This is a genomic window from Bradyrhizobium sp. SZCCHNS1050, assembly GCF_032484785.1.
Taxonomy (GTDB): Bacteria; Pseudomonadota; Alphaproteobacteria; order Rhizobiales; family Xanthobacteraceae; genus Bradyrhizobium.
In genome coordinates this window covers 828642-852206 of sequence record NZ_JAUETR010000002.1, presented here as the reverse complement: position 1 = coordinate 852206, position 23565 = coordinate 828642, and the positions used below count along the sequence as shown (strand labels likewise).

General features: G+C 65.4%; 23 protein-coding genes. 12 read left to right on the top strand and 11 right to left on the bottom strand.

Annotated features, from left to right (window positions below):
- The first annotated feature begins 215 nt into the window (after window positions 1–215).
- The gene (gene ndk / locus QX094_RS28360; protein ID WP_315712380.1) at window positions 216–638 is read left to right on the top strand and encodes a nucleoside-diphosphate kinase; all 423 of its coding nucleotides are present in this window, start codon (window positions 216–218) and stop codon (window positions 636–638) included.
- Between the two features lie 79 nt (window positions 639–717).
- Entirely contained in the window at window positions 718–1581 is an 864-nt protein-coding gene (locus tag QX094_RS28355) for a TerC family protein (RefSeq protein ID WP_315712379.1), read from the top strand.
- A gap of 37 nt (window positions 1582–1618) precedes the next feature.
- Here QX094_RS28355 and QX094_RS28350 read toward each other — a convergent pair whose 3' ends face one another.
- Complete coding sequence (locus tag QX094_RS28350; RefSeq protein WP_315826799.1) at window positions 1619–2704, bottom strand: substrate-binding domain-containing protein; 1086 nt, start codon at window positions 2702–2704, stop codon at window positions 1619–1621.
- Between the two features lie 118 nt (window positions 2705–2822).
- Here QX094_RS28350 and QX094_RS28345 point away from each other — a divergent pair, with 118 nt between their 5' ends.
- Both QX094_RS28345 and QX094_RS28340 read left to right on the top strand, forming a co-directional pair.
- Window positions 2823–4310: an aldehyde dehydrogenase family protein gene (locus QX094_RS28345; RefSeq protein WP_316185086.1), complete on the top strand. Its 1488-nt coding sequence runs from the start codon at window positions 2823–2825 to the stop codon at window positions 4308–4310.
- Window positions 4311–4680: 370 nt separating this feature from the next.
- Window positions 4681–5103, top strand: coding sequence for a globin family protein (locus tag QX094_RS28340; RefSeq protein WP_315712374.1), 423 nt, complete (start codon window positions 4681–4683; stop codon window positions 5101–5103).
- A gap of 7 nt (window positions 5104–5110) precedes the next feature.
- Here QX094_RS28340 and ppx read toward each other — a convergent pair whose 3' ends face one another.
- The 4 genes from ppx to QX094_RS28320 all read right to left on the bottom strand — a co-directional run bounded on the left by ppx (window position 5111) and on the right by QX094_RS28320 (window position 10273).
- Entirely contained in the window at window positions 5111–6610 is a 1500-nt protein-coding gene (gene ppx, locus QX094_RS28335; RefSeq protein ID WP_316188448.1) for an exopolyphosphatase, read from the bottom strand.
- A gap of 42 nt (window positions 6611–6652) precedes the next feature.
- Window positions 6653–8848: an RNA degradosome polyphosphate kinase gene (locus QX094_RS28330; protein ID WP_316173816.1), complete on the bottom strand. Its 2196-nt coding sequence runs from the start codon at window positions 8846–8848 to the stop codon at window positions 6653–6655.
- Between the two features lie 135 nt (window positions 8849–8983).
- Window positions 8984–9661 carry a DnaA ATPase domain-containing protein gene (locus tag QX094_RS28325; protein ID WP_316164711.1) on the bottom strand — a complete coding sequence of 226 codons (678 nt, stop codon included), beginning with the start codon at window positions 9659–9661 and terminating at the stop codon, window positions 8984–8986.
- Window positions 9662–9718: 57 nt separating this feature from the next.
- On the bottom strand, window positions 9719–10273 hold the full coding sequence (locus QX094_RS28320; RefSeq protein WP_315712371.1) for a CDP-alcohol phosphatidyltransferase family protein: 555 nt from the start codon (window positions 10271–10273) through the stop codon (window positions 9719–9721).
- 156 nt (window positions 10274–10429) lie between these two features.
- Between QX094_RS28320 and purM the strand changes: the two genes are divergently transcribed.
- On the top strand, window positions 10430–11503 hold the full coding sequence (gene purM, locus QX094_RS28315) for a phosphoribosylformylglycinamidine cyclo-ligase (RefSeq protein WP_315712369.1): 1074 nt from the start codon (window positions 10430–10432) through the stop codon (window positions 11501–11503).
- Between the two features lie 13 nt (window positions 11504–11516).
- Window positions 11517–12170 (top strand): phosphoribosylglycinamide formyltransferase, encoded by a 654-nt coding sequence (gene purN / locus QX094_RS28310; protein ID WP_316173815.1) that lies wholly within the window; start codon window positions 11517–11519, stop codon window positions 12168–12170.
- A gap of 145 nt (window positions 12171–12315) precedes the next feature.
- On the opposite strand, the gene QX094_RS28305 is transcribed toward purN, so the two are convergent.
- Window positions 12316–12525: a cold-shock protein gene (locus tag QX094_RS28305; RefSeq protein WP_315712366.1), complete on the bottom strand. Its 210-nt coding sequence runs from the start codon at window positions 12523–12525 to the stop codon at window positions 12316–12318.
- 366 nt (window positions 12526–12891) lie between these two features.
- Between QX094_RS28305 and QX094_RS28300 the strand changes: the two genes are divergently transcribed.
- Complete coding sequence (locus tag QX094_RS28300; protein ID WP_316184884.1) at window positions 12892–14037, top strand: autotransporter outer membrane beta-barrel domain-containing protein; 1146 nt, start codon at window positions 12892–12894, stop codon at window positions 14035–14037.
- Window positions 14038–14041: 4 nt separating this feature from the next.
- Here QX094_RS28300 and QX094_RS28295 read toward each other — a convergent pair whose 3' ends face one another.
- Window positions 14042–15085, bottom strand: a complete 1044-nt coding sequence (locus tag QX094_RS28295; RefSeq protein ID WP_315749972.1) for a LysR family transcriptional regulator — start codon at window positions 15083–15085, stop codon at window positions 14042–14044.
- A gap of 55 nt (window positions 15086–15140) precedes the next feature.
- Between QX094_RS28295 and QX094_RS28290 the strand changes: the two genes are divergently transcribed.
- From QX094_RS28290 to QX094_RS28280, 3 genes are read left to right on the top strand one after another with little or no spacing between them, the layout of a single operon-like run.
- Window positions 15141–15782 (top strand): hypothetical protein, encoded by a 642-nt coding sequence (locus QX094_RS28290; RefSeq protein ID WP_315749974.1) that lies wholly within the window; start codon window positions 15141–15143, stop codon window positions 15780–15782.
- The gene (locus QX094_RS28285; protein WP_315826804.1) at window positions 15769–16392 is read left to right on the top strand and encodes a GNAT family N-acetyltransferase; all 624 of its coding nucleotides are present in this window, start codon (window positions 15769–15771) and stop codon (window positions 16390–16392) included. Before QX094_RS28290 ends, QX094_RS28285 begins: the two co-directional genes overlap by 14 nt.
- A complete protein-coding gene (locus tag QX094_RS28280) occupies window positions 16392–16970 on the top strand; it encodes an isochorismatase family protein (RefSeq protein WP_315712360.1) in 579 nt (192 codons plus the stop codon). The genes QX094_RS28285 and QX094_RS28280 overlap by 1 nt, the downstream gene beginning before the upstream one ends.
- A 21-nt stretch (window positions 16971–16991) precedes the next feature.
- On the opposite strand, the gene QX094_RS28275 is transcribed toward QX094_RS28280, so the two are convergent.
- A complete protein-coding gene (locus QX094_RS28275; protein WP_315712358.1) occupies window positions 16992–17168 on the bottom strand; it encodes a hypothetical protein in 177 nt (58 codons plus the stop codon).
- Between the two features lie 28 nt (window positions 17169–17196).
- On the opposite strand from QX094_RS28275, the gene QX094_RS28270 reads away from it, so the two are divergent.
- Window positions 17197–17364: a hypothetical protein gene (locus tag QX094_RS28270; RefSeq protein WP_315712357.1), complete on the top strand. Its 168-nt coding sequence runs from the start codon at window positions 17197–17199 to the stop codon at window positions 17362–17364.
- Window positions 17365–17454: 90 nt separating this feature from the next.
- On the opposite strand, the gene rnd is transcribed toward QX094_RS28270, so the two are convergent.
- Both rnd and QX094_RS28260 read right to left on the bottom strand, forming a co-directional pair.
- The gene (rnd, locus tag QX094_RS28265) at window positions 17455–18603 is read right to left on the bottom strand and encodes a ribonuclease D (RefSeq protein WP_315749976.1); all 1149 of its coding nucleotides are present in this window, start codon (window positions 18601–18603) and stop codon (window positions 17455–17457) included.
- 398 nt (window positions 18604–19001) lie between these two features.
- Window positions 19002–20477, bottom strand: a complete 1476-nt coding sequence (locus QX094_RS28260) for a protein adenylyltransferase SelO (protein WP_316184886.1) — start codon at window positions 20475–20477, stop codon at window positions 19002–19004.
- A gap of 261 nt (window positions 20478–20738) precedes the next feature.
- Between QX094_RS28260 and aspS the strand changes: the two genes are divergently transcribed.
- Entirely contained in the window at window positions 20739–22526 is a 1788-nt protein-coding gene (gene aspS / locus QX094_RS28255) for an aspartate--tRNA ligase (protein ID WP_315712352.1), read from the top strand.
- 158 nt (window positions 22527–22684) lie between these two features.
- On the opposite strand, the gene QX094_RS28250 is transcribed toward aspS, so the two are convergent.
- A complete protein-coding gene (locus QX094_RS28250) occupies window positions 22685–23272 on the bottom strand; it encodes a cytochrome b (protein ID WP_316188395.1) in 588 nt (195 codons plus the stop codon).
- Window positions 23273–23565 lie beyond the last annotated feature (293 nt).

The window sequence follows — 23565 nt, the reverse complement described above, 5'->3', positions numbered from 1 at the left end:
ACCGGTCGTATTGCTGGCTCGTCCTCGCCCGATGCCAACACCCTAGGAGCTTCGAGCTGAACACGGGTGGCACGGAGCCTTCAGACTATGTTCAGAATTGTGAAATTGTCGTAAGGCGTCGCGCTCCGGCAGGGGCCCCGGTCGCTTGCCGTCGGCCGATCGCGTCGATATAAGCCCGCAACTCACCGAAATCCCGCACCTCCAAGGACGATATCATGGCGATTGAGCGCACCTTTTCGATCATCAAGCCCGACGCGACCGAGCGTAATCTCACCGGCGCGATCAACGCGCTGATCGAGAAGGCCGGCCTGCGGATCGTGGCCCAGAAGCGCATCCGCATGACCCGCGATCAGGCCGAGACCTTCTATGCCGTGCACAAGGCGCGGCCATTCTTCGGCGAACTGGTCGATTTCATGATCTCCGGCCCGGTCGTGGTCCAGGTGCTGGAGGGCGAGGGCGCCATCCTGAAGTACCGCGACGTGATGGGCGCCACCGACCCGTCGAAGGCGGCCGACGGTACCATCCGCAAGCTGCATGCGAAGTCGATCGGCGAGAACTCGGTGCACGGTTCCGACGCGGCGGAAACGGCAGCGATCGAGATCGCGCAGTTCTTCTCCGGCAACGAGATCGTCGGTTGATCGATCCTCGTGCGGCTGAGGGCCCCCTCAGCCGCACGACCTTCGTGCTCTGCGCTGAACTTATCTGAAAGGCCCGGCCGTGAACTGGCTATCGCAACTCGCCGATTCCGCCAGCTTCGGCCATGTGCTCGCTCAATTCGAGGCCGACCTGCAGAGCCCGGGCTTCTGGCTCGCGCTCGGCAAGATCGTCTGGATCAATGTGCTGTTGTCGGGCGACAATGCGCTGGTCATCGCGCTCGCCTGCCGCGGCCTGCACGGCAAGCATCGCTTCTGGGGCATGGTGGCCGGCTCCGGCATTGCCGTCGCACTGCGCATCGCCTTTACCGGCATCGTCGCCACCCTGATGGCGCTGCCATACCTGAAATTGATCGGCGGGCTGGCACTGATCGTGATCGCCGCCAAGCTGCTGGTGCCCGAGGACGAGAACGACGAGATCGCGGCCGGCACGACGCTGTGGCATGCGGTCCGCATCGTCGCGCTCGCCGACCTCGTGATGAGCCTCGACAACGTGATCGCGGTGGCTGCGGCCGCCAACGGCCAGGCGTCCCTGCTGATCATCGGCCTTGCCATGAGCATCCCGCTGATCATCGCGGGTGCCGCGCTGATCATGCTGGTGCTCGATCGGGTCCCGCTGCTGGTCTGGCTCGGCGCGATGCTGCTCGGCTGGGTGGCCGGCGAGGTGATCGCGACCGATCCCGCGATCGAGCCGATGCTGCACCATCTGCTCGACGGCACCGTCCTCATCAACATCGAGGCGACCTCGGCGCTGTTCGCCGGCAAGACCAATCTCGCGAGCCATGTCGATGTCATGGAGACGCTGATGTCGCTGATCGGCGCCGGTGTGGTGCTGATCGCCGGCTCGATCTGGCGCGGCCGCGCGCTGCAGCGTCAGGCCGAGAGCGAGCTGCAGCCGGTGCCGGCGCGCGGCGTCGATCTGCCGTAGCTGATCGTCAGGACGCGCCGCATCCGACCGGGCGGCGTCAGGACTCCGCATCCAGCCGATCGAGGAATTCGCGGACGGTGTGGACCGATCCCGTGGCCGCTGGCTGGTAGCCGGGCAGGGCAGCAACGGCGCGATGGAATTCATCGCCCTTCATCACCTCGAGCACCCGCCGCATCGGGTCGGTTTCCAGAAACGATTTATGGCAGGCGAAGAAATAGTCCTCGGTGAGGATACGGATGAAGTCGAGCCCGAACTGCCGCGCGGCAGCCTCGACGCCGAAGCAGACGTCGGCCATGCCGCTCGCGACATAGGCGGCGACGGCGGCATGGGTGAACTCGATCTGCTGCGCGCCATTGATGCTGGTTTCGTCGATGCCTTGTGACGCGAGCAACTGATCGAACAACAGGCGGGTGCCGGAATCATGATCGCGATTGACGAAGCGCGCCCTGCCGTCGGCAAGATCGGTCAATGAACGGATGGACAGCGGATTGCCGCGCTTGACCATCAGCCCCATCTCGCGGGTCACGAAGCTGATGACGCAGTCCTGCTTGGGATCGAGCCAATCCCGGCAGGCCTGGATGTTCTGGGCACGCAGCTCGCCGCGCGGCAGATGCAGTCCCGACAGGTCGCATTCGCCTTGCGCCAGCGAGGCCAGCGAATGCTGGCTGCTGACATAGCGGACATCGACCCCGACGCCTGACTCGCGATCCAGCAGCTCGCGCAGCTTGGCGACGGCAAAGCCGTGGCTGGCGTGAACGCGGATCACGCCAGGATGCGACTGCAGGAACGGCTTGATCTCGGTCACCAGCTCCTGCGCCAGATTGTCGAGCTGCGGGCCGAGGCGAGCCTGCATGCGCTCGCCCGCCCAGACCAGCTTGTCGCCGAACGCCGTGAGCTTCGATCCTTTGCCGCGCTGGGTCTCGACCAGCGGCACGCCGAAGAATTCAGACCACTGCTCGATCAGATTCCAGACGTGACGATAGGAAAGATGCGCGTCACTGGCCGCGCTGGTGATCTTACCCGTCCTCCCGATTTCACTGAGCACGCGGAGCATCACGACGATGCTCTGCGGACCGTCGTCCTTGTAGAAGCGCCAGACAGGTTCGATCGCGATCCGCAACATCAGGGCCCGCTTGTGAAGTCGGCTTCATATGACCGCCGGCCATAGGCAACAGATATCATATTTACGAACAGATATTTGTTCTTACCTTCATTGGTATACAACAAACGGAGGAAATATGATGTCGATTGCATATGATTACGAGCGCGGCGCGAGGGGGACGTCCTATCTGACGAAGCCGTTCCAGCTCCTGATCGGCGGCAGGCATGTTCCCTCGGTTTCGGGACGCACCTTCACGTCGCTCAATCCTGCAACCGAGCAGGCGATTGCGACGGTCGCCGAGGGCAATGCCGAGGATGTCGATCTCGCAGTCGCCGCGGCCCGCAAGGCCTTCGAAGGGCCGTGGCGAACGATGCGTGCGGCGGAGCGCGGCGCGATCCTTCTGAAATGGGCGCAGCTGTTGCGCGACCATGCCGACGAGATCATCGAGCTCGAAAGCCTCGATGCCGGCAAGCCGGTGTCGGCGATCCTGCGCCAGGATCTTCCCGCCGCCATCGATACGCTCACCTATTACGCCGGATGGGCCGACAAGATCAGCGGTGAAGTCGTCTCCACGCGCGATGATGCGCTGACCTATACGGTGCGCGAGCCGGTCGGCGTGGTCGCGGCGATCGTGCCGTGGAATTTCCCGCTGATGATCGGGATGTGGAAGCTCGCGCCGGCGCTGGCCTGCGGCTGCACCGTTGTGATGAAGCCCGCCGAGCTGACGTCGCTGTCGGCGCTGCGGATCGGGGAGCTCGCGCTCGAAGCCGGACTGCCGCCCGGTGTTCTCAACATCGTGACCGGCCCCGGGCGCACCGTCGGCGAGGCGCTGGTCAACCACCCCGATGTCGATAAGGTGACGTTCACCGGCTCGCCCGGCGTCGGCCGCGGCATCATGAAGGCGGCGGCCGGCAACTTCAAACGCGTCTCGCTCGAGCTCGGCGGCAAGTCGGCCAACATCATCTTCGACGATGCGAACATCGAGGCCGCCGCGAAGGCTGCGGCCAGCGGCATCTTCTTCAACACGGGGCAGGTGTGCTCGGCCGGCTCGCGCGTGCTCGTGCACGAGCGCGTGTATGACGAGGTGGTCGATCGCCTGACTGCGCGGGCGCAGGCGCTGCGGATCGGCGATCCGCTCGATCGCGCCACCTCGCTCGGACCGGTCATCTCCGAACGGCAGATGAAGACGATCCTCGACTATGTCGACATCGGACGCAACGAAGGCGCCACGCTCGTCACCGGCGGCCAGCGTGCGGCCGCCCGCGGCTATTTCGTTAGCCCCGCCGTCTTCGCCGGCGTCACGCACGACATGCGGATCTCGCAGGAAGAGATCTTCGGACCCGTGGTCAGCGTGATCAAGTTCAGGGACGAGGCCGAGGCGCTGCGGATGGCGAACGGCACGGCCTACAGCCTGGCCGCCGGCGTCTGGAGCCGCGACATGGGGCGCGTCCATCGCTTCGCCAAGCGCCTGCGCGCCGGCACCGTGTGGATCAACACCTATGGCTACACCGATGTGCGGCTGCCTTGGGGTGGCGATCGTGACTCCGGACTGGGCCGCGAGCACGGCACGGCCGCGCTGGACAACTTCACGGAGCCGAAATCCGTCTGGATGAATCTCGCGGTGTGAGCCAGGCGTCGGTTGACGCGGACGGCCGCCATTCGCATCGGCGGCCGTCTGCGCGATCCAACGGATCAGTCGGCCTTGGCGCCGGTCGGCGGCTGGCGTGTCGGCGTCCTCCGATGGCCTGTGAGAAGCACGATGGCCGTCGTGTTTGTTGCCGTTACCGTCTCCGATCACTGAGTCGGTCAGCCATCGTCGCGGCCGGATCACAAGCCAATCGACAGCGCTGCGGCACGCTGCCGCGCCTTTGCCAGGTACCGCAGGGCGTGGTCGTCTGTTTCTTATAATCTTGAACCTGTTCGCGCCGCCGCGACACCACCACGTCGAGCTCCACTGATCGGGCCCTGATTGGAATTGTTTCGAATTGGACTTGCGCATGTTGACTGCAGATGAGATTGCGCACGTCAAGTCGTCGTTCGACTTGGTATTTGCCAATGCTACACAGATGACGACGACGTTCTATGACCGCGTCTTCGAGCTCGCGCCGGAATGTCGGGCGATGTTTCCCGCCGACATGGACGTGCTGAAACGGGACTTCATCGCGACCCTGGCGGTCCTCGTCGGCAGCCTCGATCAGACGACGGGTCTGTTGTCGAGCACCGACATCCTCGGCCGCAATCATGCGCGCTATGGGGTCCGGCCCGAGCACTATCCGGTGGTCGGTGAAGCACTATTGTGGAGCCTCGCCAAAGGACTTGGTCCGCATTGGAATGATGAGGTCGAGCAGGCCTGGCGCAAGGTCTATGGCGTCATCGCCAAGCGCATGATCGCAATTTCGGTCGGCGCTCCGCGGTCCTGATCCGGATCTAGCTGCGCACGATCGAGCCGGAGCGGCCGACGAGACGCGCGAGCTGCTTGAAGCGTCCGCCGACGCGGTCCGCGACGAGGTCGACCATCTGGTGCTCGAACACCAGCATCAGCTTGCGGTCCTGGGTGCGGAAATGCGTTGCGAGCAGCACGCCGGGCCGCGCCGCCGAGATCAGATGCGCGACGCGAAACGCGGTGCCGAGCAGGCGCGCGCGATCGATCTGGGCCGGGCTCAGCTGCTCGGTGAGGGCAGGCGCCGCCGCCTCGTCGCGCAGGCCCTCGTAGCGGAAGAACACGGACAGCGCGACGAAGATGCGGCCCTCGTGGTTGATCGAGCCGAAATTGCCGTTCAGAACGATGCCGTAGGTCTGCTCGCCGCGATGGTCCGGATGCATGCGCCAGCCGATGTCGGACAACAGGCAGGCGGCGTGCCGCAGCCGGCGCTCGTCCTCGGTCTCGCGGATGTGCATCACGCGGAACAGGCGGTCGGTCCAGTCGATCAGCTCGCGGGCATGCTGGGCCGAGCGCGACAACAGCTCGTTGAGGCCCTGCGCCGCGCACAGCAGCCCGTCCTTGGCGCGCTCGGCGTCGGGAAGCTTGGAGTAGAGCAGGCCCTCGCGCACGCCGAAGGTCGAGAACACGACGGTCGTCGGCCTGGCGACGCGGATGATGTGCTCGAGCACCAGCGCAGCATAGGCAAGCAGCGGGCGCCGCGCCTCGGCGATCGCTTCGATGTCGGCCAGCATGTCGGCGGCGACGAGACGACGCAGCCGGCGCACGAAGGCCAGCGCATCGGCCGCCGGAATCGCATAGCCGTGCATCACCCCGAGCGGATAGCCGCTCTGGATGATGTGGATGCGCGCCAGCGCGCGCCAGGTGCCGCCGACCGCATAGAAGGTGCGGTTCTGGCCGGCCAGCAGTTGCGGCAGGTCGGTCAGCGCCTCGCTCGCGATCCGCTGCGCCTTCTTCAGCGATTTCTCGGCGAGATCCTGCAGCGCCAGGCTGCCGAGCGGCAGGGTGACGCCGCTGCGGACCTGGTGCCCGCGCACGTCGATCAGCTCAAGTGAGCCGCCGCCGAGATCACCGACGATGCCGTCGGGCTTGTGAATGCCGGAGATGACACCGAGCGCCGAATAGCGCGCCTCTTCGGGTCCGGTGAGGATCTGAATCGGGACGCCGCAGATCTTCTCGGCCTTGGCGATGAAATCAGCGCCGTTCGAAGCATCGCGGCAGGCGGCGGTCGCGATGGCATGAACTTGCCCCACCCGCTGCACCTTGCACAGCGCGCGGAAGCGCTTCAGCGCGGTCAGCGCCTTGTCGACGGCATCGGCCGCGAGCAGGCCGGTGGTCTGGACCTCGCGACCGAGCCCGCACAGCGCCTTCTCGTTGAACACGGTGACGAGACTGCGTTCCATCGCCTGGTAGACGACGAGACGGACCGAATTCGAGCCGATGTCGATGACACCGACGCTGGCGGACCTCGTGCCGGGCCGCTTCACCACGGCATGTCCCGTTGCAGAAGGCCCCGGTGCAGACAGCCCCTATGAAGGAGAGCGTTCATTCCGGCGCGTGAGCCGGCGCGGCGATGATTCCTTGAGCGACTTTCCACGGCCGGACAGACTCGGATTCGTCATGAAGTAATTGTGCAGGTTGAACGGCTCCTCGCCCTTCGCGGCCTTCATACGCGTTGACGACCCGTCCGGCAACAATTGCCAGCTCTGCTCGGTGTCCTTGAGGTTCGCGACCATGATCTGTTCCAGGACCTGCTGATGCACGGTCGGGTTCTGAAGCGGGCACAGCACCTCGACGCGGCGGTCGAGATTGCGCGGCATCATGTCGGCCGAGGAGATGTAGACGGCGGCCTTGGCGCTCGGCAGGCCCTGACCCATACCAAAGCAGTAGATGCGGCCATGCTCGAGGAAGCGGCCGATCACCGATTTGACGCGAATGTTCTCCGACAGTCCGGGGAGGCCGGGACGCAGGCAGCAGATGCCGCGCACGATCAGCTCGATCGAGACGCCGGCCTGCGAGGCCTCATACAGCGCGTCGATGATGTCTGGATCGACCAGCGAGTTCATCTTCATCCAGATCACGGCCGGCTTGCCCTGGCGGGCGAAGCTGGTCTCGCCGTGGATGTGCTCGATCATGCGCTTGCGAAGCGTGAGCGGCGACACCGCCATCTTCTCGATGTCGATCGGCTCGGCATAGCCGGTAATGTAGTTGAACACCCGCGTGACGTCGCGGCCGATGACCGGGTCCGATGTGAAGTAGGACAGGTCGGTGTAGATGCGCGCCGTCACCGGATGATAGTTGCCGGTGCCGGTGTGGACATAGGTCGTGAGGCTGCCGCCCTCGCGGCGCACGACCATCGACAGCTTGGCATGCGTCTTCAGCTCCAGAAAGCCGTAGACGACCTGCACGCCGGCGCGCTCCAGATCGCGGGCCCAGCGGATGTTGGCCTCCTCGTCGAAACGCGCCTTGAGCTCGACCAGCGCCGTCACCGACTTGCCGGCTTCGGCAGCTTCCACCAGCGTGCGCACGATAGGCGAGTTGTTGGAGGTGCGGTACAGCGTCTGCTTGATCGCGACGACGTCCGGGTCGCGCGCCGCCTGCTGCAGGAACTGCACGACGACGTCGAACGACTCGTAAGGGTGATGGACGATCAGGTCCTTCTGCCGGATGGCGGCGAAGATGTCGCCGCCATGGTCGCGGACACGCTCGGGATGGCGCGGCACATAGGGCGCGAATTCGAGGTCGGGCCGGTCGACGCGCGTCAGTTGCGACAGCTCGTTCATCGCCAGCACGCCGTCGACCAGGAACACCTCGTCATCGGTGGTCGAGAGCGCATTCTGCACGAAGCGGCGCAGCTCCTCCGGCATGTTGGCCTCGATCTCGAGCCGGATCACCGAGCCGCGACGGCGCCGCTTCAGCGCGGTTTCGAACAGCCGCACCAGGTCTTCGGCCTCTTCCTCGATCTCGATCTCGCTGTCGCGGATGATCCGGAAGGCGCCCTGGCCCTTCACGGTGTAGCCCGGAAACAGCCGGCCGATGAACAGGCCGGTCGCCTGTTCCAGGGTGATCAGGCGGATCACGCCATCCTTGGAGCCGGGGAAGCGGATGAAGCGGTCGATCTTGCCGGGCATGCGGATCAGGGCGTTCATCGGGCGCCCGTCGGCGGAGCGGATCAATTGCAGCGCCACCGTGAAGCCGAGGCTCGGGATGAACGGGAACGGATGCGCCGGATCGATCGCGAGTGGCGTCAGCAGCGGGAAGATGTTGGCGAGGAAGTGGTCCTCGATCCAGGCGCGCTCGCTCTTGGTGACGTCCTGACCGTCGACGAGCACGATGCCGAGCTCGCCGAGAAACTTGCGCAGGTCGCGCCAGATCGCCTGCTGGTCGATCGCGAGCTGCGACACCGTCTCGTTGATCAGCTTCAGCTGCTCGGTCGGCGTCAGCCCGTCGGGGCTGCGCTCGGCGATGCCCTCGCGGACCTGGGCGCGGATGCCGGCGACGCGCACCATGAAGAATTCATCAAGGTTGTTGGCGGAAATCGACAGGAAGCGCACCCGCTCCAGGGCGGGATGCCGCGGATTGACCGATTCCTCCAGAACGCGGCGGTTGAAGTGAAGCCAGGACAATTCCCGATTGATGAATCGCTCGGGGCTCGAGGCAATCTCGATGGACGGCGCGGCGACCGGTTCTTTCTCTGAGATTTCAGTAGCTTGCTCGGTATCCATCGGAATTCGATCCATATCCATCCAGTCGCGAACCAGTCGCGAACGGTCGACCGTAGCCCAATCTGGGTAACCAGGGGATGACGTTGCCGGCACCATTGGGGTTCCGTGCCCGTCCGCCGTCAAGATGGCCGCGGGTCACAGCGGGCGGAGCAGCTCCGCCGCCAGCGCCCGGGTGACCGGCCGTCCTAGCCGCAGGGACTCGTCGTCCAGCAGTGCGACGGTCTGGCGGGCGGCGGCGTAGGACCGTTCGATGTGGCTTGCGAGATAGCTGACCACGGTCTCGTCGATCGCCAGTTGCCGGTCCGCGGCCAGCTTGACGATCAAGGCGCGGAACAGCTGGTCGTCGGGCGGCAGCAGCGTGACGACCGGGACGGCGCGCAGCCGCGACCTCAGATCGGCCAGCGCGATGGGCAGGGCCGCCGGGGCCTCGCGCGCCGTGATCAGCACGAAGGCCTCGTCCTGGCGGGCGAGGTTCAGCAGGTGAAACAGCGCTCGCTCGTCGAGATCGGTTGCCGTCAGATCCTCCAGCACCAGCGCGCCGGTGGCGAGCGCCCCAGGGACCACGCTCGCCTCGAGGGCATGCGCGGACAGCGATCGGGCGCCAGCCCGCTCGGCCCAGATGGCGGCGAGGTGGCTCTTGCCAGAGCCGTCGGGGCCGACCAGGAACATGGTCCGCGCCGGCCATTCCGGCCAGGCGTCGACCAGGGCGAGCCCGGCCGCGTTGCCCGGACCTTCGAAGAAATTGTCCCGCGTCAGGCTCTCCGCATGCGGCAGCGCGAAGGCCAGCTGACGAGGGGGGATATGGCCAGCCAAGATCGAATTGCTCCGTATCGTGTGGTGCGTGAGGTCGGGACGGCCCTCCGCGGAGGATCACCGGACCTCGATGGTGCTCATGTGGCGCACCCAGTCGACGAGATACAGCCCGACCGACACGAGGGTAAAGACGGTGACCAGCACCATCAGCACCACATCGTAGGGCTGGGGCTCGAAGCCGAAGCTGAGCGAGGCCAGCACGAGCGCCGCGAATCCCACCTGGGCGACCGTGTTCAGCTTGGACACCATCAATGGCTTCATCGCGACCGGCCGGTCGAACAGCCAGGACACGATCACCGCCGAGACGATCATGATGTCGCGCGAGACCACCAGGATCACGATCCAGCGCGGGATCGCGCCCCAGATGCCAAGCGTGACGAAGATCGAGACCAGCAGCGCCTTGTCGGCGAGAGGATCGAGCAGCGCTCCCAACTCGGACCGCAGGTTGAAGCGCTTGGCCAGGAAGCCGTCCACGGCGTCGCTCACCCCCGCGACCACGAAGACCAGAAATGCGATCTCCATCTGGCCGGCCGCAATGGCCCAGACGACGATCGGAACCAGCAGGATTCGACCCAGCGTGATCAGATTGGGGATACTGTGGGGAATGGTCACGCAGCGGGTCCCGACGACGACTCGATCAAAAGACAATCCGATTCCGAAACAGGGCGAACCGGTCCGTTCCTAGATAGTATGGGGACGAGCCCCTTGCGAGCCATTGCGCGCGGCCGGATTCCGACGTAACCAGCGGCCAGATTAGGGGTTTTTACCATGACCGAGCGCAAGAACGGGCTCACTTATGCAGATTCGGGCGTCGATATCGATGCCGGAAACCGTCTGGTCGATCTGATCAAGCCCATGGTGCGCGCAACCGCCCGCGCCGGCGCGGATGCCGAGATCGGCGGCTTTGGCGGCCTGTTCGACCTCAAGGCCGCCGGATTCAAGGATCCGGTGCTGGTCGCGGCAACCGACGGCGTCGGCACCAAGGTGAAGATCGCGATCGAGACCGGGCTGCATGGCGGCATCGGCATCGACCTAGTCGCCATGTCGGTCAACGATCTCGTCGTGCAGGGCGCCGAGCCGCTGTTCTTCCTCGACTACTTTGCGTGCGGCAAGCTCGACCCGGAGGCGACGGCGTCGATCGTCGCCGGTGTCGCCGAAGGCTGCCGGGAATCCGGCTGCGCGCTGATCGGCGGTGAGACCGCGGAAATGCCGGGCCTCTACAAGGACGGCGACTACGATCTTGCCGGTTTCGCGGTCGGCGCGGCGGAACGTGGGACGCTGCTGCCGTCTCCCGACATCGCGGCCGGTGACGTGGTGCTGGGGCTCGCATCCTCCGGCGTCCACTCCAACGGCTATTCGCTGGTGCGTAAGATCGTCGCCCAGTCCGGCCTCGGCTTCGATGCGCCGGCCCCGTTCGCGCCGGTCCTGACTCTCGGCGCGGCGCTGCTGACGCCGACCCGGCTCTATGTGAAGTCGTGCCTTCGCGCCATCCGCGAGACCGGTGCGGTGAAGGGGCTCGCACACATCACGGGCGGCGGCTTCACCGACAACATTCCGCGCGTGCTGCCGAAGCATCTCGGCGTCTCGATTGACCTGACGGGCCTGCCGGTGCTGCCGGTCTTCAAATGGCTGGCGGAGCAGGGTGGCATTGCAGAGCGCGAGCTCTTGCGCACCTTCAATTGCGGGATCGGCATGATCGCGATCGTCAAGGCCGAGGCCGTCGATGCCGTCATCGAGGTGTTCACCGCGAATGGCGAGCACGTCGCACGGCTCGGCGAGGTCGTTGCTGCGACAGGCGACGAGCGCGTGATCTACACCGGCGCCCTCGATCTGGCTCTGTGAGACGAGTGAGCCGATGAAGCGCCGCGTCGCCATCCTGATCTCGGGCCGTGGGTCCAACATGGCCGCGCTGATCCACGCGGCGGCGCAGCCGGATTTTCCGGCCGAGGTCGCCATCGTGATCTCCAACCGAGCCGATGCGGCCGGACTGCAGAAAGCGCAGGAAAGCGGCGTCGCGATCGAAATCATCGAGAGCAAGCCGTTCGGCAAGGACCGCGCAGGGTTCGAAGCCAGACTGCAGCAGGCGCTCGATGCACGCGGCATCGAGATCATCTGCCTGGCCGGATTCATGCGCCTGTTCACGGCGGAGTTCGTGCAGCGCTGGTATGGCAGGATGCTGAACATTCATCCGTCGCTGCTGCCATCGTTCCCCGGCCTTGATCCGCACGGCCAGGCGCTGCGTGCCGGCGTCAAGCTGTCAGGCGCCACCGTGCATTTCGTCATTCCGGAGACGGATGCTGGTCCGATCGTGATGCAGGGCGCGGTCGTGGTCAGGGACGACGATACGCCGGACACCCTGTCGACGCGCATTCTCGGCGTCGAGCATCGCATCTATCCCGAGGCGCTGAAGCTGCTGGCCAAGGGCCTCGTGCGGCTCGAAGGCGATCTCTGCCGGACGTCGTCCGTGGAGCAGGGCGATCACGCGCTGATCTGGCCCGTCGTCCGGTAGCTGTCGCCGGACGAAAAAAATCCCCGGCGGGGCCGGGGTACATCAAGGCTGACGAAGTCTGATCATCCGCGGCGAGCGAGCGTGACGCGGAGCTCGTGAGTTGGTTTACGAACCCGCGCTGTGGCGCCCTCCGCCGGGACGATGCTCACGAGAGCTTCAGGTTCTCTGCCGACGTCTTGCCGCGGCTCTCCACCAGATCATATTCGATCGTCTGGTTCTCGTTGAGCGTGGTCAGTCCAGCACGCTCCACGGCCGAGATGTGGACGAACACGTCCTTGTCTCCGCCAGCCGGTTTGATGAAGCCATATCCCTTGGTCGGGTTGAACCACTTCACGCTGCCCTTGTAGGTCGGCATCGCTGTCTCCTTCGTCTAGACGAAAAAAAGACGCGGCCACGCTCGCGCGTGCCACGCCACAAACGGGCTTCCCGGGATCTGCTCAATTTCCGAAGTCGCGAAACGCACAGTCGAACGGCCAATCCGATTGTACGGGAGATTGCAACACGATTTTCCGCCGATATCAAGGTTGGCGGACTGATGAGAACGCGTCGCGGCGTCGCGTCGCCGGCTGCTGCTGCAACTGCGTGGCTTGTGGCGCTGGAACCACAAATCCTTGCAGGGCAGCCGCGACATGGCAATCCTCATTGACCGCGATCGGGAACTGCGGGCAGAACATCGCTGCAATATTGAAGCGAATTTGAGCGGGCGGCGAACGGGGCATCGATGCGCGGGGCGTCTCAGGCCAGGCTGGGTTGGCGAATGCGCAGCGGCGCATCCGGGGCGATGCTGCTCATCGGCGGGCTCGGTTTGGTCGCCGCTTCTTCGCCGTGCGCCGCGCAGGCCAGCCTGCCGAGCATCGCCGCAAGCCCGACGCCAACGCCGAGCCCGCTGCCCAGTCCTGCACCGGGCGCGATCAGTTCCGAACGCTCGGCCGGCCGAACCGTGCTCGATCTCGGCTCGAGCTTCCTCGAACGGCTCGGTACTCAGGTCACGCAGGGCGCCACCCGGCTGCCGCGGAGCAATCCCGGCGGCGGCGGCGCGCCGGAGGCTTCGGAACAGCCTCGGTTCCGGACCTGGGGCGAGATGTATGGCGCAACCGTCCGCAGCAATGCGCAAGGCGACTTCGTCGGCGACAAGAGGACGACTTGGGGCGGCGTCGCCGGTATCGGCATGCGTCTCATGCCGGGCGTGAATGTCGGACTATCCGTCGACCAGAGCCGGACCTGGGTCGATTTGCCGCTGGCGCTGCAAGCGGCGACGCTCGATCTCACACAGTTCGGGTTCAACGCCTCGGTCGACCAGGGACCCTGGACCTGGGCGATCGCGGTCGTCCATGGCTTCGGCGGGATCAGTGCGCGGCGCGACACCAGCCTCGGTACGGCGACGTCGGTCTACGGCGCCCACATCACGGGCGTGCTGAGCGAGCTTGACTACTACTGGAGCATCGGTGAGAGCCGGATCGTTCCGAAGCTTGCCTTCGAATACACGCGCGCCACGACGGCGGCATTCCAGGAGGCGGGCGGGCTCGATCCGCTGTCGGTCAGCGGTACCTCGCTGGAGCGCGCCCGCGTTCTCGTCGGCGCCGAGTTCGGCCGCTACTTCATCGTCGACGGCAAGATCCTCGACGTCTCGGCCTATGGCAAGCTGGTCGACAATTTCAGCCAGAATCTCGGCGCGGTGACCGTCAGCCTCGGTCCGCAGAGCATCACGCTGCAGGGCCTTGGCGAGGGCCGCTACGGCGCCGACGCCGGCGCGGCACTGTCGCTATCCCTGAATCGAACGGCACGCCTCTATCTCAACTACGATGCGAAGCTTCGCTCGGTGCTGCAATCGCATCAGGGCACGCTCGGCGTCGAGCTCAAATGGTAGCTCCTCATACGGGTTTCGGCGCGACGTAGCCGTTGAAGCCGACGACATCCCGCGCGGGCGCCATCAGCGGCACGAGATTCAGCGGATGGATGAACTCGTCCCGGAAGCAGGCGTGGACCTTCGGATCGAAGATGCGCTTCAACCAGTCGATGACGACCTTGTGCCGGTCGGAGTTGCGAAACTCCTTGTGATAGGTCAGCCACAGATCCATGTGGTAGTTGATGCCGAGATCGACAGGAACGAGCGGCGCCCCGAGCGCGACCGCCGAGGTCGGCAGAAAGCCGATGCCGGCGCCGCGCTCGACCGCGTAAAGCACGGCAACGCTCGAATTGGTTGAGATGCCGACGATGCCTTCGAGGGACTCCAAGCCGAGGATGCGCGCATAGCCGGTCTCGTCGAGCTGCACGCCGTGCTGCTTGATGATGCGATGATCCTTGAGCTCCGCCAGCGATGTCGGCAGTCCATGCGCGTCGCGATAGGCTTCCGACACGAAGCCGTAGATGTGCAGACGGCCGAGCTTTGCAACGATCACGTCAGGGTTGGTCGGCCGTTCGAACTGGATCGAGATGTCAGCCTCCAGCCGCGACACGTCGGCCTGCTGCATCGCGCAGCTCAGATCGACGGTGATCCTGCGATAGGTCTTCTGGAAATCGATCAGTCGCGGCAGGATCCAGAAATTGCCGGGGCCTTCGGTCACGGCGACGCGCACCGACCCCTGAGTGTCGGTCGACAGCGAAGCGCGCCGGAAGATGTTGAAGCTCAGCCGCTCCATCTGCTCGACGTCGAACAGCAACGATCGTCCCTCGTCACTGAGCGACAAGCCGGATTGATCACGGATGAAGAGCTTGCATCCGAGCTCTTCCTCGAGCCGGTCGATCTTGCGCATCAGGGTTGTGCCGGTCAGTCCGAGAACATCCGCCGCGTTTCGGAAGCTGCGGTGACGCGTACAGAGCAGAAATGCTCTCAAATCCTCCCATGAGGGGTTAAGCGTTTCGTCAGACTTCCTGCGCTGCGTGGATGCAGCACCCCGATGCAAATGTTGCCGCATACACTCCAGCTCCGACAAGTATGATGACGTCATCAAAGCCAAGCTGGAAACATAGATGCAGAACCCTCACCGCGGAAGCACAGAATTCACGCTGCGACATCAGCTCGACGCGCTGCCGCGGACGGATCGGGTCGCGGCTCAGGCGGTCACGCCCGATCGGCTCGGCGAGCTCACGGCGCTCGCACGCCGGGAAATACCGGGCGTTCGTGCCTCAGAACACGAGCTTGCGGAGTTCTTGCGGCACGATCCGGACTCGATCTTCGCGCTCTACCGCGGCAGGAACCTGCTCGGCGGCATCGCCTTCCTCTATCTCAACTGCTCAGGCCTCGATGCGTTGCTCCTGGATGAGTTCAATTTGAATGATCCGCCGCGCAGATTTCTGGCGCGGCCGGACGAAGACGTAGCCGCCATCTATGTCTGGGCGCTCGTCGCGCAAGGGCGAGGAGCGATCGGTCTCGGCAATGTCGCGCAGGCGCTGCAAGGCGCGAGATTTCGCGCCGCCGATTACTATGCGCAACCATCGAGTCCGGAAGGGCGCGCGTTTCTCGGCGCGCTCGGCTTCACGCCGGTGCCGAGCTTTCAGCCCGATCTCTGGTGGTATCAGCGGCCGTGGAACCGGATGCCCGAGATGATCGCGCCTTCGATCCAGTCGATGAAGGGTTTCGAACAAGGGAGCATTGCGGATGCACAGCATTAGTTCGGCCAGGGCGGCAAAGACAAATCCCCGCGCGATCACGGTGCGCATCGCGCGCGATCCGAATGACCTCATGCTCGTTACCGCGATCCGCTCGGCGGTCTACCTGACCGAGCAGGATTGTCCCATGGAGGAGGAGTTCGACGGCAACGATCTGGTTGCAGCCCACTTCCTCGGTTTCGTCGGCAAGGAGCCGGCGGGATGCGTACGCGTGCGCTTCTTCGGCGACTTCGCCAAGGTCGAGCGGCTGGCGGTGCGCCATCAGTACCGGCGTTCGCGGCTGTCGTTCAAGCTGGTTCGCGAGGCTCTCGACTATTGCAGGCGAAAGGGCTTCAAGAAGGCCTATGGCCACGCGCAGGATCGTCTCGTCGATTTCTGGGCGCATTTCGGCGCCAAGCCGCTCGGCCATAATCGCAAGCTTACATTCTCCGACTTCTCCTACACGGAGATGGTGCTGGACCTCGAGCCGTGCGACGATGCGATCACGCTCGACAGCGATCCCTACATGATCATTCGTCCGGAAGGCGACTGGGATCGGCCGGGTGTGCTCGATCTCTCGGCCGGCCGGCCGGCATCGTCGCCCTTGCACGACTTCGCCGCAGCGAGACCGTGATGACGGGCCGAGATCTGTTCGGTGCCACCGAGGCGGATCCGCCTGTTCTCGTCTGCGCCGATCTGCAGTGCGAATATCTCGCCGAGGGACGCAGGCATCTGATCGCCGATGGCGACGTCGTCATGGCGCTGTGCCGGCAGTTGATCGCGCTCTGGCGCGACAACCTGTGGCCGGTCGTCCATCTCAAGCGGATCGCACAGGCAGCCTGGTTCAACCCGGCCTCCAACCTGACGAACTGGCTTCCGGATTTCAAGCCAACGCCGGGGGAGCTCGCGTTCGAGCATCCACTGCCCTCGGCCTATAGCTCGGCCCGGTTCGCCGAGTACATGGCGAACATGCGCAGCATGCGCTGCGTGCTGCTCGGCTTCTCGCTGGACGAGACGATCCTCTCGACGGTGGTGGACGGCTTTCACCGCAGTCACCGCTATCAGGTGATCGGAGACGCCGTCGCCTGCCGGCAGGCCTGCGCCGGCGACGCCGCGTTGTACAAGCTGGTTGTAACCAAGGTGATCGGCAATTTTGCCGGCGTCCTCGACAGCGCCGAGCTTATCGGCGCCGGCGGCCGGCTCGCGGTGTGACCGCGGCGGCTATTGGCGGTATCATCCTGAGGCGAGTCGTTCGGCCAGATCGATAATCATACGGCGATCGGCCGGATCGCTGATCTTGTTGAACGCGACGACGAGGCGAAGGGCCTCGACGACGTGCAGGTCGACCGGATTCTCGCTGAGCAGCCGCAGCAGCCTCTGTTCCGGCGGTTCGCAATCGTCTTTGCTCACGCGGCAGCTCCAGGACCGAGACCACGACATGACCCGAGAGGAAGAGCTCAAAGAGCTGGCGAGCAGCCTCCGGGCAGCCATCGCAAAGGCGCGCCAGCTCAATCTGCCGACCAGCGCCTACATCCTTTCGATGGCTCTGGTTGAGGTGTCCCAGACAATCGAGGCGGAGTTGAGGGGGCAGACCAGCGCCGAATGATGGGCGGCATCATGACCACCCGTGCCGCCTGCTGCAATCAACTCGGCAGACTCGGGAAGACGCAGCCGGCCAGAGCCGCTGCGACGCCGATCAGGCCCGGTCGACCCGGACGACGCGGCCCTTCTCGATGGCGAGTGCGAGCTTGCCGTGCTTTAGCGCGAGCGCGGCCTCGCCGAACAGCTCGCGGCGCCAGCCCTGCAGCGCAGCAACGTCGGCATTGTCATCGGCGGCGATCTGCTCGAGATCGTCGACGGTGGCGATGACCTTGCTCGCCACGGCGTGGCGTTCCGAGGTCATGCGCAGCAGGACCTTGAGCAGCTCGACGATCGCAGCACCGTTGGAGTTGTTGCGCGGCTTTTCCAGCTTGGGCAGGGCGGCGAGATCGCGCGCTAGGCCGCGCTGCACGGCGGCAACGATGTCGGAGCCCCATTTGGAGCGCTCGAAGCCCTTGGGCAGCGAGCGCAGATTGCCGAGCTTCTCGATCGTTGTCGGGGCATGGGTGGCGATGTCGCCGACCGCGTCGTCCTTCATCACGCGGCTGCGCGGCACGTCGCGGCTCTGCGCCTCCTGCTCGCGCCAGGCCGCGACCTCGATCAACACGGCCAATTCCTTCGGCTTGCGGACGCGGGTCTTCAGCCGCTCCCAGGCGCGCTCGGGGTGGAAGTCGTAGGTCTTCGGCGAGGTCAGGATCTCCATCTCCTCGCTGACCCAGTCACTGCGCCCGCGCTTCTTCAGATCGGCATCGAGCGCGGCGAACACGTCGCGCAGATGGGTGACGTCGGCCTCGGCGTAGTGCGCCTGCTCCTTGGTCAGCGGCCGGCGCGACCAGTCGGTGAAGCGGTGGGTCTTGTCGGGGCGATGGCCGGTGATGCGTTCGACCAGTTGGTCATAGGCGATGCTGTCGCCATACCCCAGCACCATCGCGGCGACCTGGGTGTCGAAGATCGGATGCGGCACGATGCCGGCGCGGTGCCAGATGATCTCGATGTCCTGGCGGGCGGCGTGGAAGACCTTGAGGACCTTTTCGTTCGCCATCAGCTCGAAGAAGGCTTTGAGATCGATGCCCTCGGCCAGCGCATCGATCACCACGGCCTCGTCCGGGCTCGCCATCTGCACGACGCAGAGCAGGGGATAGTAGGTGGTTTCCCGCAGGAACTCGGTATCGACGGTGACGACCGGGTGGCGGGCGAGGCGGGCGCAGGCGGCTGCGAGGTCCGCGGTGGTGGTGATCAAGTCCATGAACGATCCATGACGAGGCTCTTACGCCGTCGTCCGAAAACGCTGACAAGTCAAGGGTGTCGGCAAAGGGTACGGGACGAATTCGTGTCCGCTTGTCGGCCCAATCCGCCCCGAACGCAAGCACCGCGACGCGAGCTGATCGCTCTATGGTTGATGATAGGGCGCGTCCGGCGCCGGTCAGCGATGCCGGACGCGGCCCGCAGGCCGGCGCGCCGAGGGCACCGCGAGCACGATCAGGCACAAGGCGATCATCGCCAGACCCATGAATTCGAACACCAGCGCGTCCACGTCTCAGACCTCCCCGACTTGTTGGTTCAACTTGTCGGGGCTGCGTTGATCGTTTCTTAAGGGCCCGGGCGCTGTCAGGGCGATGGTGGACGCGAGGTTAAGACCGCGTGTCAGGTGCCGCAGAAGGTCTGCAACACCTGCTCCTCCGGCTGCGGCGGATCGGCATAATCAGCCCGGTCCGGCTGGTCGTCATAGGGCCGGGCCAGCACCGCATGCAGCTCCTCGAACGGCGCGTAGTCGTCGTTCTCGACCGCTGCCGTGATCACCGCCTCGATGCGGTGGTTGCGCGGGATGAAGGCGGGATTGACCTTGCGCATGGCCGCGCTCCGCTCCGCCGCCGTCTGCGGTTCCTCCGCCAGGCGCTGGCGCCAGCGCTGGGCCCATTCGTCGAAGCCGGTGGGATCCGCGAACAGGACGCGGACCTCGCTGAGATCGCCGCTGCCGGCGGCGTCGCTGAGACGGCGGAACGTCAGCGTGAAATCGGCTCGGGCCGCCGCCATCGCGTCGAACAATGCCTGCGCCAGCGGCTGGTCGCCCTCGCGCTGCGTGGCCAGGCCGAGCTTGCGGCGCAGGCCCGCCTGGTGCGCGTCCGTAAACTGGGTGGCGAAGCCGTCGAGCGCAGCCTCGGCCTCCTTGATCGCCTGGTCCTTGTCGTCGCCGAATAGCGGCAACAGGCACTCGGCAAGCCGGGTCAGGTTCCACATCGCGATGCGCGGCTGGTTCGCGAAGGCGTAGCGGCCGAACTCGTCGATCGAGGAGAACACCTGCTTGGGATCGTAGGTGTCCATGAAGGCGCAGGGGCCGTAGTCGATGGTTTCGCCGGACACCGAGGTATTGTCGGTGTTCATGACGCCATGGATGAAGCCGACCAGCAGCCACTCGGCGATCAGCTTGGCCTGGCGGGCGATCACGGCATCCAGCAGGGCGTGGTAGGGGCGCTCGGTACCGGCGAGATCCGGATAGTGCCGGTGGATGACGTGGTCGGCGAGCCGGCGCACGGCGTCCACGTCCTGGCGCGCGGCGAAATACTGGAACGTGCCGACCCGGATGTGGCTGGTGGCGACACGGGTCAGCACCGCGCCGGGCAGGGCGGTGCCGCGATAGACCTGCTCGCCGGTCACGACCGCAGCCAGCGAGCGCGTCGTCGGAATGCCCAGGGCCGCCATCGCCTCGCTGACGATGTATTCGCGCAAGACCGGCCCCAGCGCCGCGCGGCCATCGCCGCGGCGCGAAAATGGCGTCGGGCCGGAGCCTTTCAGCTGGATGTCGCGGCGGACGCCGTTGCGGTCGACGACCTCGCCGAGCAGGACCGCCCGGCCGTCGCCGAGCTGCGGCACGAAATGCCCGAACTGGTGGCCGGCATAGGCCATCGCGATCGGCTCGGCGCCCTCAGGCACGGTCTTGCCGGCCAGGATCTCGGCGCCCTCCGGCGTTTCCAGCTCGGCCGGGTTCAGCCCCAGGTCCGCGGCGAGAGGCCGGTTCAGCTTGATCAGACGAGGCGCTGCGACGGGGGTCGGCGCCACCCGGGCAAAGAAATTGTCCGGCAGCGTGGCGTAGGAGTTCTGGAAGGGGAAATGCACGGTCATGGCTCCAAGATAGGCGCGGGGCGGCCGTTTTTCGAGCCCAAACGGCCGTCAGACGAGCGTTTCGGCGCCAGCTCAATTCGGCATCGGCGCCGACGTTGCAGTGAGGCCCAGGGCGGGCGGCCTTTTCCGGCGCGAAGCCGAAAAGGCCCGTTCCTGCGGTTGCCGCGCCGGGGCGGCTCGGCTAAACCCTGCGCGCATTCGGAGCGCGCCTTTAAGGGCTGCGCCGATTCCTTCTCCTCACGACGACCATTCAGGACGACCATGCATCGCTACCGGACCCACACCTGCGGCGCGCTCCGCGAGAGCAACATCGGAGAGACGGTCCGGCTGTCCGGCTGGTGCCATCGCATCCGCGACCATGGCGGCGTGCTGTTCGTCGACCTGCGCGACCATTACGGCATCACCCAATGCGTGGTCGATCCGGACTCGCCGGCGTTCAGCCTGGCCGAGAAGCTGCGCTCGGAATGGGTCGTGCGCATGGAGGGCAAGGTGCGCCGCCGCCCGGCCGGCGCCGACAACAAGAGCACCGACAATGACGATCTGCCGACCGGCAAGATCGAGCTCTACGTCTCCGACATCGAGGTGCTCGGCCCCGCGGACGAGCTGCCGCTGCCGGTGTTCGGCGAGCAGGAATATCCTGAGGACATCCGACTGAAATACCGCTTCCTCGATCTGCGCCGCGAGAAGCTGCACCAGAACATCATGACGCGCGGCGCGATCATCGATTCGATGCGCCGGCGCATGAAGGAGCAGGGCTTCTTCGAATTCCAGACCCCGATCCTGACCGCGTCGTCGCCGGAGGGCGCGCGCGACTTCCTGGTGCCGTCGCGCATCCATCCCGGCAAGTTCTACGCGCTGCCGCAGGCGCCGCAGCAGTACAAGCAGCTGCTGATGATGTCGGGCTTCGACCGCTACTTCCAGATCGCGCCGTGCTTCCGCGACGAGGACCCGCGCGCCGACCGCCTGCCCGGCGAGTTCTACCAGCTCGACGTCGAGATGAGCTTCGTCGAGCAGGAGGATGTGTTCGCGGCGATGGAGCCGGTCATCACCGGCGTGTTCGAGGATTTCGCCAAGGGCAAGCCGGTGACCAAGGGCTGGCCGCGCATCCCGTTCGCCGAGGCGATCCGCAAATACGGCTCCGACAAGCCCGACCTGCGCAACCCGATCGAGATGGCCGACGTCTCCGAGCACTTCCGCGGCTCCGGCTTCAAGGTGTTCGCGCGCATGCTCGAGGACCCCAAGAACCAGGTCTGGGCGATCCCGGCGCCATCCGGCGGCAGCCGCGCGTTCTGCGACCGCATGAACTCGTGGGCCCAGGGCGAGGGCCAGCCCGGCCTCGGCTACATCATGTGGCGCGAGGGCGGCGAGGGCGCAGGTCCCCTGGCGAACAACATCGGTCCGGAGCGCACGGCTGCGATCCGCAGCCAGCTCGGCACCAAGGAGGGCGACGCTGCCTTCTTCGTCGCCGGCGATCCCGACAAGTTCTGGAAGTTCGCAGGCCTCGCCCGCAACAAGGTCGCCGATGAGCTGAACCTGTCCGACAAGGATCAGTTCAAGCTGGCCTGGATCGTCGACTTCCCGATGTACGAGTACAACGAGGACGACAAGAAGGTCGACTTCTCGCACAACCCGTTCTCCATGCCGCAGGGCGGCCTCGAAGCATTGCAGACGCAGGATCCGCTGACCATCAAGGCGTTCCAGTACGACATCACCTGCAACGGCTACGAGATCGCCTCCGGCGGCATCCGCAACCACAAGCCGGCGGCGATGGTGAAGGCGTTCGAGATCGCCGGTTACGGCGAGCAGGAGGTGGTCGACCGCTTCGGCGGCATGTACCGCGCCTTCCAGTACGGCGCCCCGCCGCATGGCGGCATGGCCGCCGGCGTCGACCGCATCGTGATGCTGCTCTGTGGCACCACGAACCTGCGCGAGATCTCGCTGTTCCCGATGAACCAGCAGGCCATGGACCTGCTGATGGGCGCGCCGTCGGAGGCCAGCACGAAGCAGCTGCGCGAGCTGCACATCAGGACGAATCTACCGAACAAGTAGTTCGGCAGACTGCGGGTGATGCACGAATCTTCGTCATTGCGAGCGCAGCGAAGCAATCCAGGGTGGCACGAGGTCTCTGGATTGCTTCGTCGCCTGCGGCTCCTCGCAATGACGATCGTGTGGGGATCGCAGAGCGGTCGTCACGGGTCGCGCATCGTTCACGCGGCCGAACGGCCCGGCAGCATCCGTGTCAGGACGCCGTCGCGGCGGACGACGTGATGAAACAGCGCGGCCGCGACGTGAAGGGCCACCACGATCCACGCGATCCATTTGCCGACGACATGGTGGATTGCGTCGACCGGCGGCTCGAACGCCTCCCAGGTGATCCCCCAGCGCGTCTCGATCCAGCCGAATAGCGCCGTCTCACGGAAGTTCGGCAGCGCGAACGCTCCGAAGTCGGTGGCGGCATCGGTGCCGATATAGCCGGTCAGCGGCATCAGGATCAGCAGCACGTACAATCCCCAATGCGCTGCGTGCGCGAGCCACGCCTCGGCATCTGATGCATGCGGCTGATCGGGCTGAACGTTGACGAGCCGCCACAGCAGGCGAGGCAGGACGGACAGGCCGACGATCATGCCCAGCACGCAATGGACGTTGAGCACGGGCAATGCTTCCGGGGAAGTGTCGTCCATGAACCAGATGACATAGTACACGACGGCATAGGCCGCGATGAAGGCCGCGGCGCCGGTCCAGTGGAAGAGCTTGGCGATCGCACCGAACTCCATCGTCGTATTCTTCCATGGCATCACGAACCTCTTCCCACTGTTATGAGCTGCGATCTGCTGCTATCGCCAAAATCGGCAGCGAGCCAGCGATGGGCCGGCGGGTCAGGACGCTTCTCCCGTCAATTCAGTCTCACCTCGTCGTTATCGGATGCTGAGCTGCGGCATGTCGTCGCCGGTGACTCGAGACTGCGGCGCAAGATGACCCGGCCTTAAAGGCGTCGCTCTGCATTTGATGTTCTCGCGTTAATGCTGGTTAAGACTGCGAACAACTTCATCCGGGTCTCCGGTCGCGTCCAGGCAGCGCCGGACGCATC